Source organism: Paraburkholderia sp. RL17-373-BIF-A, from assembly GCF_046030175.1.
Lineage (GTDB): Bacteria > Pseudomonadota > Gammaproteobacteria > Burkholderiales > Burkholderiaceae > Paraburkholderia.
Genome location: NZ_JARESO010000003.1, coordinates 273679 through 289383, shown reverse-complemented (window position 1 = coordinate 289383; position 15705 = coordinate 273679). Strand labels below are relative to the sequence as shown.

The window sequence follows — 15705 nt, the reverse complement described above, 5'->3', positions numbered from 1 at the left end:
GAACACACAATGATCGATTTACGCAGCGATACCGTAACCCGTCCAACGCCGGCGATGCTCGCGGCCATGACGGCCGCCGAAGTCGGCGACGACGTCTGGGGCGACGACCCCACCGTGTTGCGTTTGCAGGCCACGCTCGCCGAACGCACCGGCAAGGAGGCCGGCCTGTTCTTCCCGAGCGGCACGCAAAGCAACCTGGCGGCCTTGATGGCGCACTGCGCGCGCGGGGACGAATACATCGTCGGCCAGTTGGCGCACACCTATAAGTATGAAGGCGGCGGCGCGGCGGTCCTCGGCAGCATCCAGCCGCAGCCGCTCGAAAATGCCGCGGACGGCTCGATCCCGCTGGAGAAGATCGCCGCCGCGATCAAGCCCATCGACAACCACTTCGCGCGTACGCGGCTGCTGGCGCTGGAAAACACCATCGGCGGCAAGGTGTTGCCGGCGGGGTACGTTGCCGAGGCGGTGCAACTTGCGCGTCAGCACGGCCTGTCCGCACATCTCGACGGCGCGCGTGTCTATAACGCGGCGGTCGCGTCGGGCAAGCCGGTTGCGGCGTTGTGCGAGCCGTTCGATTCGGTCTCGGTCTGTTTTTCGAAGGGATTGGGCGCGCCGGTCGGCTCGGTGCTGGTCGGCAGCCGCGCGCTGATCGACGTGGCGCACCGCTGGCGCAAGGTGCTGGGCGGCGGCATGCGTCAGGCCGGCGTATTGGCGGCGGCGTGTCTCTACGCGCTGGATCACAACGTCGAGCGCCTCGCCGACGACCACGCGCATGCCGCGCATCTGGCAGCAGGTCTGGAAGCCATCGACCAGGTCAAAGTGCAGTCGGTCGCCACTAATATGGTGTTTGCGCAGTTTCCGCAGCAGCACTGCGCGCCGCTCGAAGCATGGCTCAAGGAGCGCGGCATTCTCACGCAGATGCTGTATGCGTCGCGATTCGTGACGCATAAGGACGTGTCGCGTGGGGATATCGATACGTTTATCGCCGCGGTGAAGGGGTATTTCGCGGCGCGGTGATGTTTGGGCGGAGCGCGGTCGAACTTAAGTTTTTAAACGGCCGCGCTCGCAAAAGTCTGGGCGCAAAGTTGGTCGGCAATGCGAGGTGAAGACTGAGGCACGGGAACGCCGCGTATCAATGCCGCTGGCAACAGCCGCAAAGCCGGATCGCAAGACGAGGCGCCGAACAAAAGCAGCAACGAGAATCAGCAAAACAAAGCGGACGCACTGTCACCCCAGCGCGCCCGCTTTTTTCATTTCATCGACGCTTTCGCATGCGCCCCCGACCGATGCGACGGCGCCAGCAAACGCAGGCCGCTCGCGAGGCTCGCCGCGCCCGCGAAGAAAGCGCCGGTGCTCAGCGCCAGCGTCGGCCCATGCCGCCCGGCAATCCCGAAGCTCAACGCGACGAGCGCCGCGCCGGTGGTCTGCCCAAGCAGCCGCGCGGTCGCGACAATGCCGCTTGCGCCGCCGCTGCGCTCGGGCGGCGCGCTCGCCATCAACGCCTTCAGGTTCGGCGACTGGAAGAAACCGAAGCCCGCGCCGCAAATCGCCATGCGGATGCCGATGTCGAGAACGTGCGGATGCACCGGCAGGAGCGCCAGCGACGCCATCCCCGCCGACATCACCGCGAGACCGATCGCGCCGAGCAGTCCCGGCGGATAGCGGTCGGACAGGCTGCCCGCCAGCGGCGCGGCCAGCGCGACCACCACGGGCCACGGCGTCATCAGAAAGCCGGTTTCGACCTGGCTGCGATGCAGCACGTCCTCGAAGTAGAACGGCAGCGAGACGAACGCCAGCCCTTGCGCGGCGAACGAGCAAACCGCCGTCACCGCCGACAGCGCGAACACCGGCCGCTTGAACAGATCGACGGGCAGCATCGGCGCCGGATGGCCCGCTTCGCGGCGAATCAGCAGCAGACCGAACACCACGGCAATCGCCGCCGCGCTCAGCACCAGTTGCGTCGAGGCGCGCTGGGCCGCCTCGCCGAGCGCGAAGATCAACGCGGCGAAGGTGATGACGTTCAGGAGCGCCGCGACCGGATCGAAGTTGTGCTTGCCGCGCTCGGTGTGCGGCAACGCCGGCCACGCGAAGCCCAACGCCAGCAGGCCGAGCGGCACGTTGACCGCAAACAGCCACGGCCACGCGGCCACGGACAGAATCAGCGACGCCACCGTCGGCCCGACTGCGAACGACACGCCGACGATCAGCGCGTTGGTGCCCAGACCGCGTCCGAGCCGGTGCGGCGGAAACAGATAGCGGATCAGCGCGGTGTTCACGCTCATGATCGCGCTCGCGCCGAGGCCTTGCAGGACGCGCGCGGCGGCCAGCAGCGGCAGCGTCGTCGCTAGCGAGCACGCCAGCGAAGCCAGTGTGAAAAGCGCAATGCCGCCGATATAGATCCGCCGATGCCCGACGATATCGCCGAGCGCGGCGAGCGGCAGCAGCGTCGCGACCATCGCGAGCTGATACGCATTGATGATCCACACCGACGCCGCCGGTGCCGCATGCAGGTCCGCGGCAATGGCGGGCAGCGCGGTGTTGGCGATGGCGGTATCGAGCGTGGCGAGCGCGACGGCGAGCATGATCGCGGCCATCGCGCGGCGGTTGGCGGCGGACATCGGAACGTCCGCGGGGAAGGGCTGGGCGGCGGTGGCGCTGGGTTTGTCGGACAAGGCGGTGGTTCGTCGGGTTGAGCATGCCCGCGCGCAGCCGGACGAGTCGAGGCGCGCGGCGCGGGAGTGGCAGGAGTTGCGAGGCGTGTGGCGCGTTGGCCCGAATCCAGCGTTTGACGCGTTTCAGGCGGGGCGCGCAACGAATGTAGTGATTGTTACAGAGACGCGGAAATCGTGCTGGGACCTGGGCGGAGAGGGTGCTGATCACGCGGTCATTAATGCAACTAACGGTCAAGCCCGCCGCCATCCGCGAACTGCTGCGCGCTCGCGGTGTCACATGCCATTCCGGCACAATCGCTTAGCAGACGAGGCGCTTCCATTTGACCACGCACCGGCCCATCGGCTCGTTCATCCGCGCGTCACGCGGCGAAAAAATAATGGCATTGCCTTCCATTCAATGCGCAGTGGACGCTTCGCAATCGTTTGCCTGTTTTGCGCAACCGATGCACGCGCGCAGTGCCACGCACACGTGGCTTGCACCTCGCGCGTGCGAAAAAACGCCGCGCCGGCTGATGTCGGCGGGCATGGCATGTGCGTAACCAAGCGCTCGCGCTCGCCAGTGTCCGGTGGTCGTAGAATGTCGTACTCTGCTTCTTAACCCGCCTGACCGGCACGCGCCTCCCGCCCGTCATCTGTGCGGTTCGCGTATGTCGCGTCTTTTTTCCCGGAGGCTTCGATGACAGCCGTCGATCTGGAATTCGACCAGCTCAACAGTACCGTCGACGCGCTACGGCGCTCAATTTCCAATCGCATGATGTACGGCGTCGGCAAGGACGCCGTCACCGCGCATCCGCATGACTGGCTGCACGCCGCGGCGCTTGCCGTGCGCGACCGGCTGGTCGCGCGCTGGATGAAGACCACGCGCCTGCAATACGAACAGGACGTGAAACGCGTCTACTACCTGTCGATGGAATTCCTGATCGGCCGGACGTTTACGAACGCCTTGCTCGCTCTCGGCATTCATGACCAGATGAAGGAAGCGCTCGCGAGTCTCGGCGTCGACATGGATGCGCTGACCGATATCGAGCCGGACGCCGCGCTCGGCAACGGCGGCCTCGGCCGGCTGGCGGCCTGCTTTCTCGATTCGATGGCGACGCTCGGCATTCCGGGTTTCGGCTACGGCATTCGTTACGAATACGGCATGTTTCGTCAGCAGATCGTCAACGGCGAGCAGGTCGAAGCGCCGGACTACTGGTTGCGCGCGGGTAATCCGTGGGAGTTTCCGCGGCCCGAGATCAAGTACATGGTGCACTTCGGCGGCCGCACGGTACAGCGTGGCGAGCATGTCGAATGGATTGACACAGAGCACGTGAACGCCACCGCGTACGACACCGTCATTCCGGGTTACGCAACCGACGCGACCAACACGCTGCGCCTGTGGTCCGCGCGCGCGACGGAAGAACTCGATCTCGGCGCGTTCAATCGTGGTGACTACCGCAACGCGGTCGACACGAAGAACATGTCGGAGAACGTCTCGCGCCTGCTGTATCCGGACGACTCGACACCGGCCGGCCGCGAGTTGCGTCTGCGGCAGGAATACTTTTTCGTCTCGGCGACCATGCAGGATCTGATTCGCCGCTATCAGCGCACGCACAGCACGTTCGGGCGCTTCTCCGAAAAAGTGGCGGTGCATCTGAACGATACGCACCCCGTGCTGGCGATTCCCGAGCTGATGCGTTTGCTGGTGGATGTCCACCATCTGCAGTGGGACAAGGCATGGAAGCATGTCACGCAGATCTTCTCGTACACGAATCACACGCTGATGCCCGAAGCGCTCGAAACGTGGGACGTGGAGATGCTCGCGCGCCTGTTGCCGCGGCACCTCGAGATCATCTTCGAGATCAACGCGCAATTTCTCAAGCACGTCAGCGAGCAGTCGGGTCATGACGCCGAGATGATCCGCCGCATTTCGCTCGTCGACGAATACGGGCAGCGGCGCGTGCGTATGGCGTATCTGGCGATCGTTGCGAGCCACAAGGTGAACGGCGTCTCGAAGCTGCATTCGCAACTCATGACGCGCGATATCTTCGCCGACTTCGCGCGCATCTATCCGGACCGCTTTACCAACGTGACCAACGGTATCACGCCGCGCCGCTGGCTCGCGCAGGCGAGCCCGTCGCTGTCGTCGCTGATCGATCAGCAGATCGGCAAGCATTGGCGCAGCAATCTGTTCGAACTGGAGCAACTGCGCAACCTGCGCACGGACAGTCGCTTTATCGAGGCCTTCCGCGAAGCGAAGCGGCAAAACAAATTGCGGCTCGTGCACCGTCTCGCGCATCACACGAAACTGCATTTCGATCCGGATGCGCTGTTCGATCTGCAGGTCAAGCGCATTCACGAATACAAGCGGCAACTGCTCAACGTGCTGCACGTGATCGTGCGCTACAACCAGATTCGCGCGAATCCCGAGCGCGACTGGGTGCCGCGTGTGGTGATGTTCGCCGGCAAGGCCGCGTCCGCTTACCGGATGGCGAAGACGATCATCAAGCTGATCGGCGACGTCAGCGAGAAGGTCAATCACGACCCGCTAGTGGGCGACCGCCTGAAAGTGGTGTTCGTGCCGAACTACGGCGTGAGCGTGGCGGAGTTGATCATTCCGGCCGCCGATCTGTCGGAGCAGATTTCGATGGCCGGCACGGAGGCATCGGGCACCGGCAACATGAAGCTCGCGCTCAACGGCGCGTTGACGATCGGCACGATGGACGGCGCGAATATCGAAATCTGCGATGCGGTGGGCCGCGAGAACATCTTCATCTTCGGCCACACCGCCGACGAAGTGGACAACCTACGCGCCACCGGCTACCGGCCGCGGCAAATCTACGAAGAAAACGCGGAACTGCGCACGGCGCTCGACCAGATCCGCACGGGCTTCTTCTCACCGGATGATCCGCTGCGCTTCTCGGATATTTTCCACACGCTGGTCGATTGGGGCGATCACTACATGGTGCTCGCCGATTTCGCCGCGTTCGCCAAGGCGCAGGACGAGGTGGACGCGCGCTTCGTCGACAAGCGCGCGTGGGCCGAAAGCGCGATCGAGAATGTGGCGGGCATGGGTCAGTTTTCGTCGGATCGCACGATCGGCGAATATGCACGCAATATCTGGCATGTGAATCCGCTGAATATCGAATAGCAGACGCTTGCCTCGTTTCAGTCTCGGAGTGGAAAGGCCGTGCGATTGTTGATGAATCGCACGGCCTTTTTTTACTGGCTGCAGCCAGTGTGGCTACTGCGCGAACTGCTCGACGCCGTTCGCGGCACGCAGGCCCATCTGGCCATGCGGGAAGTCGAACAGCACGTCGATATTCTGCATGCCCATCAGGCCGATCACGATGCGGTCGGCGCCCGGTTTCGCCTTGACGATCGTCACTTGCGCGCCTTCATAGCGATGCACCCATTTGCCCGTGCCGACCGCCGCGTTGTAGTTGCCCTGATTGAGCACCTTGCCCGCTTCGTCGTCGCCGGTCCAGTTCGGCGCCTTGTCCATTTCGACGCGGATCATGTCGGTGCTCGCCGTGGCGAACACCAGCGGCGCGCAAAAGGTCATCTTGTCGCCGACGTTCACGCAACCTCTCGGCCATTGCGCGGTGCCGTCTTGGGGGACAGTCAACGGCACCATCGTGTAGTCCTTCGTGATCGCGCTCGACGGACTCAGCACCAGGTAAGGTTTCGCAAAGTTCGAGTGCACCAGATAGCGCTGACCGATATTGCCGGGCAACGCGCGCAGCGGTTGCGTGCAGCACGTGTCATCAGATTGCGCCGCGCCAACGCCGAACAGACCCGAGAACGCCCAGCCGAATTCACCGGTGTAGCCGTCCATGCCTACGCAGCGCCGGGCGTTGGGCTGACAGTTCACCATTTCGACGGCTTGTACGTCGATCTGCGCCGGCTTCGTGCCCGCGAGACTCATCGGCAGTTTCACGGCCGCGCCGGAAACTTGCGCGCCGTTCGCCAACGGCAGCGAACTCGATGGACCGGCGCTCGGATAATTCGTGGCCGGCAAGACGGACTTCAGCACGCGCACGCCCTGCGTGCCCGTGTCCAGTGCGACATACACCGGCTTGCCATCGAGCTGGATCGGCAGGCCGAGGCGCGCGTGACCTGCGTCGACGCGCTCCACTTGCAGCGGAATCAGCAGACCGTCCTGGCCGCCGTTGATCAGGGAGGCGGTTGGCGCGGGCGGCGTGGGCGTGGGGAAGGTGACGGCGCAGCCGCTGAGTGCGGCGAGCGCCCCGGTCACGACAAGCGCGGCCGCGCTGGAATGACGCAGGGCGAGGCGTAAATGCCGGCGCGCGGTATCGAGAGACGACAGGAACATAGATCACACGCTTTGCGAAAAGGCGGGTCCCTGACGAAGGCGAGGCATCGCACGCTGTGAGGCGGACAGCACGAGCGGCAATCTCGCTGGATTGGCCGTGGCGCGGGCGCTGAAACCGGGACGCTTGCGAACCTGCGGAAGGGAACACGCGATAACAGGAGCGGCGACTCTACATGGCCGCTCGAGTGCAATTGCAAAGATGTGTGAAGGCGCGGGCGCGGCGGGCAACCGCCCCGTGCAAGTGTCGATCTAGATCAATAGTCGCGCGGACGCCGGATCACGGTTGATTGCGCGCGGCCGAGCGTGGCGCGATCGAGTTTGACGGTCAGCAGGCCGATCACGTCTTCGAGGGTGCGCGAGGTGACTTCGACGCGGAAGGTCACGCGCTCGCGTTGCTGGTCGATGGTGACGACATAAAGACGCAGGTCGTCGCCGAGCGCGGCGTGCAACGCGCGCCGTCCGTCGGCCGACGACCTGCCGGGCACGGTGACGTCGATAATGACGAGTGGCACGACGATATGCGTGCGGCGAGCCATGTGCGGCGCTTGCGGCGCGCGCTGGGTGCGCGAGGACGTGCGCGTGATGGGGAGATCGGACGTGGCGACGGAGGGGGGCATAGGGTTGCGCCGACCCGGCGGGCGGCGCGCGTTGTTGGCACCCGCCCACAATAACGGCGCGCGTCTCAAGGAAGCGCAAAAGCTGCCGCGCGGCGAATTAAAATTGTGTTAACGCGCGAGCTGCGTGTGGTGTGGTAACGCGGCAAACAGCGGCGAACCGCGGCATCAAACCTTCGGCGCCGCGGCCGTGGCCTTCGCCTCGTTCACGGCCACGCCGACGCGTTCGACGAAATCGCGATCGGTGCTCGACAGCGCTTCGCGGTCGCCGTTCGCCGTTCGCACCATCAGACGATGCGTGATGTCCTGGGTCAGCCAGGTGAGCCAGCCGACCACGACCAGCATCGTGCCGCACACCATGCCGACCGGCGAGCGCAATATCGCGCCGACAATAGCGCCGGCGAGTCCAAGCAGCGAAATCGTGAGCGGCAAGACCTTGTTCTTCGGCACGGTGACGACCCGCACGTCCACGATATCGCGCAGCGGAAAGACCTGGCCGGCGGACGAGAGTGCGTTGCGCGTGACCGACACGCCACGATCATTGAAAGGGGTTTCCATCGAGTCGAATGCAAGCGGTAGCAAAGGCCGCAGCGTACCAGACTTCGAATGTCGAAAGTTACGGGGCCTTTCGCCGGCTCACAGGCTGACCGCGCAAGGGGAGCGTGCGCAGTCGGCTCAAAGCAGCAATCACTGGATTTTTCTGCCCACATGGTGCGGGCGATCTCCGAGCGCTGCTGGCAATTAGTCGCAACTAGTCGTTATCGTTTCACGCTTCGGAAGTAAGGCTCCCTGGGCGACCATTAGTCACGGGCTACGTAGACGATCGGGCGTACATCCCGGATTCCCATATGCAAAGCGGCGCCATTCCACCGATGGCGCCACTTGGGGGCGTGAAGTCGTAGGCTTGCTTATCGCGCCACGTGCCCGACGTGATGACCCAGCCGAAGCTCGAAGTCGCCTTCCTTCTGCAGACCTTTCTCGTACATTTTGCCGATCAGAGCCTGCGTTTCCGGCCAGGAGGTCGTGCCGATGAAGGCCTGATTCGAGGACCAGCGCTCCGCTTCGGACGGAATCCCGGCGCGGGCATTGACGAGCTTCTTCGCGAGTTCGAGCGCGCGCTTTTCGAAGCTCGCGACACGCCGGGCAAAGTTATCGACGAAAGCGTCCAGCTCGGCGTCAGGAATCGAGCGATTCACCCAACCATATTTCTCCGCGGTGTCGGCGTCGAAATCGTCGGCGCCGCAGATGATTTCCAGCGCGCGTGAGCGACCGGCCAGAGCGGAGAGCCATTCGGTTGCGCCGCCGCCGGGGACCACCGCCACGCCAACTTCGACCTGTGCGAGCACAGTCTTTTCCTTCGACGCGAAACGCATGTCGCATGCCAGGGCGAGTTCCGAGCCGTGACCGCGGGCGCGCCCACGAAGCTTAGCCACGCTGACGACCCGCGATTGCGCCAGCCGGGTGACGAATTTCGGCCACGCGCTAAATTCAGCGGCGCCCGGTTGTTCCGGGATGACCTCGCCACGATCGAGATCGTAATGCGCAACGAAGTAATCGGGGTTGGCACTTTCAAAGACAACAACCTTCAGATCACGGTCGGCGTCGATCTTGTCCATCAGGACATTGAGTTCCGCGAACATCTCCGGATCGTAGAGATTGATTGGCGGATTCTCGATGATCACGCGCCAATAGCTGGGGGTCACAGCGTCGATCGACAGTCTGTTCTGGTTGGAAGTCATGTGTTTCTCCAAGTGATTTTGCGGCCGAGCCACGTTGGCAAGAGGTCCGTTATCTGGTTTCGTTATGAAACCATGTGGAGAAGCGTAACAACAATGGTTTAGTAACGCAACCAGCTAGTGGGAGAAATTTTGGAATGGTATGTTGTCGATTACGAGGGTGATGCCCGTGGAAAAATGGGGTAATTAAAGGACATTCGATCTATTTCGTGCATGATGGTCATGCACAAAAATCATCTCGTTGTGGTTGTATAACAAAACTAGATACAATAAGATCAAACCGAATTGATCGATCGTGTACCGAGAGGCAATCGATCCGACGCTGGATTGGCTTCAGTGATTTTTTAGCTTAGAGGAAGAGAGCAATGTCACTTCAACAACAAGTTTCAGACGACAACACCCAGGAGTATTCATGGCCTGGCGTGTTGGCCATTGCGCTTGGCGCGCTCTCGCTGGTTGTCACCGAGTTTCTGCCGGTTGGGTTGCTGTCGGGAATCTCCCGCGATCTGGGCGTGGCCGAAGGAACAGCCGGGCTAGCGGTCACTGCCACCGCGGTACTCGGCTTTATCGCCGCGCCGGTAACGGCGATTGCAATCGGCAAAGCCGACCGCAAGCTGGTCCTGCTTGGTCTCACGGTCTTGCTCATCATTTCCAGCGTATTGTCGTGGACAGCCGGAAGCTTCGCGACGCTACTGATCGCCCGCATCATCCTTGGCATTGGGGTAGGTGGGTTCTGGGCCATCTCCATTACCGCGGCAGCGAAGCTTGTTGCGCCGGAGAAGGTGCACGCGGCGTCGTCGCTCGTGTTCGCCGGCATATCGATCGGTTCTGTGATCGCAGTTCCGGCCGGCTCCTACATCGGCGCTTATGCCGATTGGCGTGACGGATTTCTTGCCGCCAGCATCCTGGCCGCTGTCTGCTTCATCTTGCAGCTCGTTTTTCTTCCGACGCTCAAGATGAAAGAAGGGGTAAGCGTCAGTGACTTCTTTAGCTTGCTGAAGGACCCCAAGATCCGGGCGATCTTCTTGACTGTGATCTTCATCGTTGCCGGACAGTACGCGGGCTACACTTTCGTCACGCCTTACCTGGAACAGATCACTCATCTCGATGCCACTATCGTCAGTGGCCTGCTGTTCGCGTACGGCGTGTCTACTGTCGTCGGGAATTTTGCCGGCGGTGCCTTCGCCGGGCGGAACCTGCATAGCACGGTGGTCGCCACGGTGTGGATCTTCGTGTTGTCTCTCGCTGCGATGGCAGTCTTCGCAACCAGCCCCATCTTCGCTGGCGCGGCGTTGATGATATGGGCTCTTTCGTGGGGAATGGCTCCCGTGGGAACTCAGCTGTGGCTATATAACGCGACCTTGCATGCGCCTGAAGCCGCGCAGGCGATGAACACGAGCGTGTTCCAGCTGTCGATAGGATTGGGCTCGCTGGCCGGAGGCATCGTAGTCAATAACGTTGGATTGCGCGGTTCGATGTGGCTCGGTGTCCTGATCCTGGCCCTTGCGGTCGTGATGGTCTACATCGTCGGCCGTACGAATCCGCAGGCTGCCGTCGCGTGAGATGGATACCCTTCTCACGCTAGTAACGAACGCCGAACTCTTTTCGATCGTGCTGTGCTCGATGTGTTGACTTGACAGGAGATGGAAATGCAACCAACCGCAGTAGTGGTGGGCGTTGGCTCGGAGGAAGGCCTTGGCGCCGCAGTCGCACGCCGATTCGCGCGTGGTGGCTTCCATGTGCTAGTGGGCGGCCGTACTATGAGCAAGCTCGAACAGGTAGTGGCAGGCCTCGCTGACGGAAATGGAACGCCGGTTCAGGTGGATGCTACGAAGGAAGAGGATGTCCTGCGGCTATTCGAACTGGCGTCGTCTCCTGGTGTCGGGCGCTCACCAGCCAGTGTCGTCGTCTTCAACGCCGGAAACAACCAGCACATCCCGTTTCAGGAAGTGTCCAGCGCTCAATTCGAGGACTTTTGGCGTGTGGGCTGTCTTGCCGGTTTTCTGGTCGGCAAAGAGGCGGCGAACCTTATGTTGCCTCAACGCCGGGGTACGATCATCTTCACCGGAGCGTCAGGTAGCTTGAGAGGAAAGCCCGGCTACGCGCATTTTGCAGCGGCGAAGGCGGGACTTCGCATGGTAAGCCAGAGCATGGCGAGGGAATTCGGACCACAAGGCCTGCATGTCGCTCATGTGGTGATCGATGGTGGCATCAACGGAACCAGGCTGAAAAACCTGCGTCCAGACGCCGTTGCCCAGCGAGGAACGGATGGCCTGTTGAACATCGATGCTATTGCCGAGACTTACTGGCAACTGTATCTGCAACACCCGACTGCGTGGACTCACGAGATCGACCTGCGGCCGTTCAAGGAATCGTTCTGACGCGTCTGGATGAGTCCATTCTTTAAACCGATGCGGTCCTCTCCGCCGGCTAGTTCATGAAGACGATGCGGGGCACCAGAACATCCTTCGGATGGAGATGGCGCCCGTCTTCCGACACCATCGCGAGCCGCTTGAGAGGCCGCTTTTTCTTGGCATCCAAAGGGATGGAGCCGCGTTCCCCGGGTTCGAACAGATATTCAGCGCCCCACTGACCGAGCGCGACAAGCACGGGGAGCAAAGCCTCTCCTTTGCTGGTCAGCGCATACTCCTGGTAAGCGCTGCCATCCGAGGCGGGGACAATTTCCATCACCCCCTGTTCGACCATTGATTTCAGACGGGCCGACAGGATATTTTTGGGGATGCCAAGACTGCGCTGGAACTCGCTGAAGCGGCCTATGCCGGCCGTCGCGTCGCGGATGATGAGCAACGACCACCAGTCGCCAATTTCATCGAGCGCCCGGGCGATCGCACAGAGATTCCCTTCGAGACTTTTGCGTTTCATGGCTGATCCTGCTTGACTATGCCCTAGCATATCATATCTGGTATCTTTATTGAACCAACATGATGGAGGCATGAGAGAGTCTTCGCGATGACTATCTCGTCATTGCACCCGCCAGGAGAGGCTCTGTCGCAGGACTGCGATCGGCTCGCCCGAATCGGGCCTGCCGCGATGGTTATTGCTGGTGGGAGGCCTGTTCTGCGGGCGATGGATTGTCTTTCTCCGCCTCCGTCAATGCGCAGCGGCTGCCTCGACCAGAGCGACCACGCCACTGAGTGGCTTCATCAAATCATCCGGAAGTCCATGACGTTGGCGGAGATACTCGATCGAGTTGAACGACAACCATGTACGGCCATCGGCATCCTCCCAGACGAGTACCTTAAGCGGAAGATCCAGCGCAGCAGTAGGCGCGCATTGCATCAATGGCGTACCAGCCTTGGGGTTGCCGAAGATCACGAGTTGACTGAAGCTTAGCGCGAGCCCGGCTCGCTCGGCGTCGCCACTGAAATCGATGCAGCTGAAAAGCATCAGCCCCCGTTCCCGGATCAACTGTTGGAGACGCTCGGCTGTTGCGGCACCGGAGCGCGCGCTTGCAACGGTGACGATGCCGTTATCGGCACTCTCAGTAGTTGAGTTGGTGGTCATGGTGTCTCCAATGCGGACGGTACGCGTTCGACGTAGTCCAGACGAGCGCACCAACTCAGTTTAGGTGTTCCCGGAAGCAGCGTGGTCGATTTTTCGCCCGGTCTCAATCAAACGCCTTGTCGTTCGGCGCTGCGTACAATTTTTCCAGTCCCTCGCTCATGGGAAAGTCAAAGTTGATGCCTTTCGGCGGTACCGGCTTCATGAACCACTTGTCGTACATGGTTTTGATATCGCCGCTCTTCATTTCGTGAATCATGACGTCGTCGACCAGCTTCCTGAACTCCGGGTCGTCCTTGCGGAGCATGAAGCCATACGCTTCGGACGATTCAGGCGTTCCCACAATGACCCAATCGGCGGGCTTGGCCGTCAGCGAGCGCGCACCGGCAAGCAGGACGTCGTCCATCATGTAGGCCACGGCCCGGCCGGTTTCGAGCGTGACACGGCCTTCACCGTAATCTTTCGCGCTGATGATCTGCATGTTCATCTTTTTCTCCTCGTTCATTTTCCTGAGGAGACGTTCTGACGTGGTTCCCTGGTTGGTCACGACGGTCTTGCCGGTAAGATCGGCGAAATCCTTGATGCCGGAGTCTTTGCGCGTCAGGAGACGCGTCGTGGCAACGAAGAACGTGTTGGAAAACGCGACCTGGTTTTGCCGGGCCGTCAGGTTTGTCGTCACCCCGCATTCGAGGTCGACGGTGCCGTTCTGCACGAGTGGAATGCGGTTCTGCGAGGTGACCGGTATGAAGCGGACGCGCAGATCGGGGCGGCCAGTCTTGGCCTTCACCGCGTCGATGATTCTGTTGCAAATATCCTGGGAAAATCCGATCACCTGATTATTCGTATCAACGTACGAAAACGGCACGGATGTTTCGCGGTGGCCGATCGAAATCGAATTTCCGTTCTGGATTTTTGCCAGGGTCGACTGCGTCTCCTGCGCCGAGGCGGTGGTCGAAACAACGGCAAAAGTCGCGAGGGCCATCAACAGCCTGTGTTTCATAACAATTTCCCCATCGTGGTAAGAGCCCGTCTCTGCGCGTGTGCGCGGCCGATTTGATACATATGTTGCCAGAAAAATATTTAATGCAACATATGTTAACCACTGATACGCCAAACATTTGGCCGCTTTGATTGCACGAGCGGCACAGGGGGTCGACGGGTGCCTCACAAGGGCCGGTCACGCTGCGCTGCAATCCACGTCTGCGAATGCGTGTGATTTCGCCTGTCGCATCGCGGCCGGAATCCGCTCGGGGGAGGGGAACGTTAAATGCTACTTCGGTCGACGGAGTCGCGCGGCGGCACGAACGAATACAGCCGCGCGAATTACACATCGACCCTGGAGACAAACAAAATGAGCACTCGGCCCACCAATCCGCCTGATCCTGCACGCCGGAAAATTCTCGCTGCGCTGGCAAGTTCTATTGCGTTGTCGGCTTGCGGCGGAGGTGGCGGCGGCAACTCCGGGTCAGGCGGGTCGACCAATCCTGCGATCGGAGCGATCCCGCCAGATCGCGCCAATCTTCCGCGTCCTCCATTGCCCGATCCGTCGACTTCCGGCATCGACCATATCGTCCTCGTCACGATGGAAAACCGTTCCTTCGATCATCTGCTCGGCTGGGTGCCGAACGCCGAAAGCGCGCAGGCTGGGCGCACGTTGACTGATGCGTTCGGCACGGCCCGCGCGTCGTTCGCGCTCACGGCAAATGCGGCCTATGGCTTCCAGGGCTGCGCATACGCGGACCCGGATCACGCGTACGACGCCGGGCGCACCCACCTTGCAAACGGCGCAATGAACGGCTTCCTGCTGACGCCGGCCACCAGCCTCACGCCTGGCGACTTGCTGCCGATCGGCTATTTCCAGGCCACGGATCTGGAGTTCTACCAGGGGGCTGTCGCGCAATACACCGTCTGCGACTATTACATGAGCGGCATTCTTGCCGACACCTACCCGAATCGCGTCTACCTGCATAGTGGTGAAACGGACCGCCTTTCCGACACGCTCGACACCTCGTCATTGCCGACCATCTGGGACCGTCTCGACGCGAAGAACATCTCGTCGACCTACTACTTCCACGACGTGCCGTTCACGGCGCTCTACGGAACCCGCTATGTCGGCCGTTCGAAGCTGTTTGCCGATTTCCTGACCGATGCCGCCGCGGGCACCTTGCCGTCGTTCTGTATGGTCGATCCGAGTTTCGGCGGCGAAGCACAGGGGACGTCGAACGACGACCATCCGCATGCCGACGTCCGCAACGGCCAGGTGCTGTTGGGGCAGATCTACGATGCGCTGCGCACCAGCCCGAACTGGAGCAAGACGCTCGTGATCATCGTCTACGACGAGTGGGGCGGCTTCATGGAACATGTCGCGCCGCCGATAAGGACGGTGTCGGCCGCCGAAAGCGCGTTGGGCAACGACGGGCGGCTCGGGTTTCGCGTGCCTTGCGTGCTGCTCGGACCGCGTGTGCGGGCGAACAGCGTGTCGCGCTATCCGTTCGATCCTAGTTCGATCCATCAACTGCTTGCCTGGCGCTTCGGGCTCGACCCGCTCGGCGTGCGGGGAAGCGATCCGGGAACGGTCAACCTCGCGTATGCGTTGGATCTGGCGGACGCGCCACGTACCGACGCGCCTGCCATCGCCGTCACGCAGGGTGTTTTCGGCGCGGCGTGCGCGGCGTCGGCGTCCACCGGCGCTTCGGCCGTGACCGGCATCGGAGAACTGGACAAGAGCCAGGTCACGCCAGGAAGCACCGTCCCCGATACGGCAGTGAGCCCGGTGGGCGGCCGTTTCGCGGAGCTCAGAACGAAGGCGGACGCTCTTGGGTTCCCGAGCCCGAAGTAACCTGGCG

13 protein-coding genes are annotated in these 15705 nt (G+C 61.9%); 5 read left to right on the top strand and 8 right to left on the bottom strand.

Annotation, left to right across the window (positions count from 1 at the left end; all coding sequences use genetic code 11):
- Window positions 1-9: 9 nt before the first annotated feature.
- A complete protein-coding gene (gene ltaE, locus P0D80_RS05485; protein ID WP_408176988.1) occupies window positions 10-1017 on the top strand; it encodes a low-specificity L-threonine aldolase in 1008 nt (335 codons plus the stop codon).
- A 233-nt stretch (window positions 1018-1250) separates the two neighbouring features.
- On the opposite strand, the gene P0D80_RS05480 is transcribed toward ltaE, so the two are convergent.
- Window positions 1251-2618, bottom strand: a complete 1368-nt coding sequence (locus tag P0D80_RS05480; protein WP_408177225.1) for an MFS transporter — start codon at window positions 2616-2618, stop codon at window positions 1251-1253.
- Between the two features lie 730 nt (window positions 2619-3348).
- Between P0D80_RS05480 and P0D80_RS05475 the strand changes: the two genes are divergently transcribed.
- Window positions 3349-5802, top strand: coding sequence for a glycogen/starch/alpha-glucan phosphorylase (locus P0D80_RS05475; protein ID WP_408281867.1), 2454 nt, complete (start codon window positions 3349-3351; stop codon window positions 5800-5802).
- Between the two features lie 93 nt (window positions 5803-5895).
- Here P0D80_RS05475 and P0D80_RS05470 read toward each other — a convergent pair whose 3' ends face one another.
- The 4 genes from P0D80_RS05470 to P0D80_RS05455 all read right to left on the bottom strand — a co-directional run bounded on the left by P0D80_RS05470 (window position 5896) and on the right by P0D80_RS05455 (window position 9340).
- Window positions 5896-6987 (bottom strand): hypothetical protein, encoded by a 1092-nt coding sequence (locus P0D80_RS05470; protein WP_408281866.1) that lies wholly within the window; start codon window positions 6985-6987, stop codon window positions 5896-5898.
- A 254-nt stretch (window positions 6988-7241) separates the two neighbouring features.
- Window positions 7242-7604, bottom strand: coding sequence for a hypothetical protein (locus P0D80_RS05465; RefSeq protein WP_132382190.1), 363 nt, complete (start codon window positions 7602-7604; stop codon window positions 7242-7244).
- Between the two features lie 165 nt (window positions 7605-7769).
- Window positions 7770-8159: a DUF6232 family protein gene (locus tag P0D80_RS05460; protein ID WP_408176990.1), complete on the bottom strand. Its 390-nt coding sequence runs from the start codon at window positions 8157-8159 to the stop codon at window positions 7770-7772.
- Window positions 8160-8509: 350 nt separating this feature from the next.
- On the bottom strand, window positions 8510-9340 hold the full coding sequence (locus tag P0D80_RS05455; RefSeq protein ID WP_408281864.1) for an enoyl-CoA hydratase/isomerase family protein: 831 nt from the start codon (window positions 9338-9340) through the stop codon (window positions 8510-8512).
- Window positions 9341-9702: 362 nt separating this feature from the next.
- Between P0D80_RS05455 and P0D80_RS05450 the strand changes: the two genes are divergently transcribed.
- Window positions 9703-10899 (top strand): MFS transporter, encoded by a 1197-nt coding sequence (locus P0D80_RS05450; RefSeq protein WP_408281862.1) that lies wholly within the window; start codon window positions 9703-9705, stop codon window positions 10897-10899.
- Between the two features lie 87 nt (window positions 10900-10986).
- Entirely contained in the window at window positions 10987-11718 is a 732-nt protein-coding gene (locus P0D80_RS05445) for an SDR family NAD(P)-dependent oxidoreductase (protein WP_408281860.1), read from the top strand.
- A gap of 49 nt (window positions 11719-11767) precedes the next feature.
- Here the strand turns inward: P0D80_RS05445 and P0D80_RS05440 are convergent, their stop codons facing one another.
- The 3 genes from P0D80_RS05440 to P0D80_RS05430 all read right to left on the bottom strand — a co-directional run bounded on the left by P0D80_RS05440 (window position 11768) and on the right by P0D80_RS05430 (window position 13841).
- The gene (locus P0D80_RS05440; protein ID WP_408250697.1) at window positions 11768-12220 is read right to left on the bottom strand and encodes a winged helix-turn-helix transcriptional regulator; all 453 of its coding nucleotides are present in this window, start codon (window positions 12218-12220) and stop codon (window positions 11768-11770) included.
- A gap of 228 nt (window positions 12221-12448) precedes the next feature.
- Window positions 12449-12862, bottom strand: coding sequence for a DUF302 domain-containing protein (locus tag P0D80_RS05435; protein WP_408281858.1), 414 nt, complete (start codon window positions 12860-12862; stop codon window positions 12449-12451).
- Between the two features lie 103 nt (window positions 12863-12965).
- Window positions 12966-13841 (bottom strand): glutamate/aspartate ABC transporter substrate-binding protein, encoded by an 876-nt coding sequence (locus tag P0D80_RS05430; protein ID WP_408281857.1) that lies wholly within the window; start codon window positions 13839-13841, stop codon window positions 12966-12968.
- Window positions 13842-14210: 369 nt separating this feature from the next.
- Here P0D80_RS05430 and P0D80_RS05425 point away from each other — a divergent pair, with 369 nt between their 5' ends.
- Window positions 14211-15698: an alkaline phosphatase family protein gene (locus P0D80_RS05425; protein ID WP_408281856.1), complete on the top strand. Its 1488-nt coding sequence runs from the start codon at window positions 14211-14213 to the stop codon at window positions 15696-15698.
- Window positions 15699-15705: the final 7 nt, after the last annotated feature.

Bases quoted from the DNA above. Each gene is read 5' to 3' on its own strand.
- ltaE (WP_408176988.1), top strand. From the start codon at position 10: ATGATCGATTTACGCAGCGATACCGTAACCCGTCCAACGCCGGCGATG.
- P0D80_RS05480 (WP_408177225.1), bottom strand. From the start codon at position 2,618: ATGTCCGCCGCCAACCGCCGCGCGATGGCCGCGATCATGCTCGCCGTC.
- P0D80_RS05475 (WP_408281867.1), top strand. From the start codon at position 3,349: ATGACAGCCGTCGATCTGGAATTCGACCAGCTCAACAGTACCGTCGAC.
- P0D80_RS05470 (WP_408281866.1), bottom strand. From the start codon at position 6,987: ATGTTCCTGTCGTCTCTCGATACCGCGCGCCGGCATTTACGCCTCGCC.
- P0D80_RS05465 (WP_132382190.1), bottom strand. From the start codon at position 7,604: ATGCCCCCCTCCGTCGCCACGTCCGATCTCCCCATCACGCGCACGTCC.
- P0D80_RS05460 (WP_408176990.1), bottom strand. From the start codon at position 8,159: ATGGAAACCCCTTTCAATGATCGTGGCGTGTCGGTCACGCGCAACGCA.
- P0D80_RS05455 (WP_408281864.1), bottom strand. From the start codon at position 9,340: ATGACTTCCAACCAGAACAGACTGTCGATCGACGCTGTGACCCCCAGC.
- P0D80_RS05450 (WP_408281862.1), top strand. From the start codon at position 9,703: ATGTCACTTCAACAACAAGTTTCAGACGACAACACCCAGGAGTATTCA.
- P0D80_RS05445 (WP_408281860.1), top strand. From the start codon at position 10,987: ATGCAACCAACCGCAGTAGTGGTGGGCGTTGGCTCGGAGGAAGGCCTT.
- P0D80_RS05440 (WP_408250697.1), bottom strand. From the start codon at position 12,220: ATGAAACGCAAAAGTCTCGAAGGGAATCTCTGTGCGATCGCCCGGGCG.
- P0D80_RS05435 (WP_408281858.1), bottom strand. From the start codon at position 12,862: ATGACCACCAACTCAACTACTGAGAGTGCCGATAACGGCATCGTCACC.
- P0D80_RS05430 (WP_408281857.1), bottom strand. From the start codon at position 13,841: ATGGCCCTCGCGACTTTTGCCGTTGTTTCGACCACCGCCTCGGCGCAG.
- P0D80_RS05425 (WP_408281856.1), top strand. From the start codon at position 14,211: ATGAGCACTCGGCCCACCAATCCGCCTGATCCTGCACGCCGGAAAATT.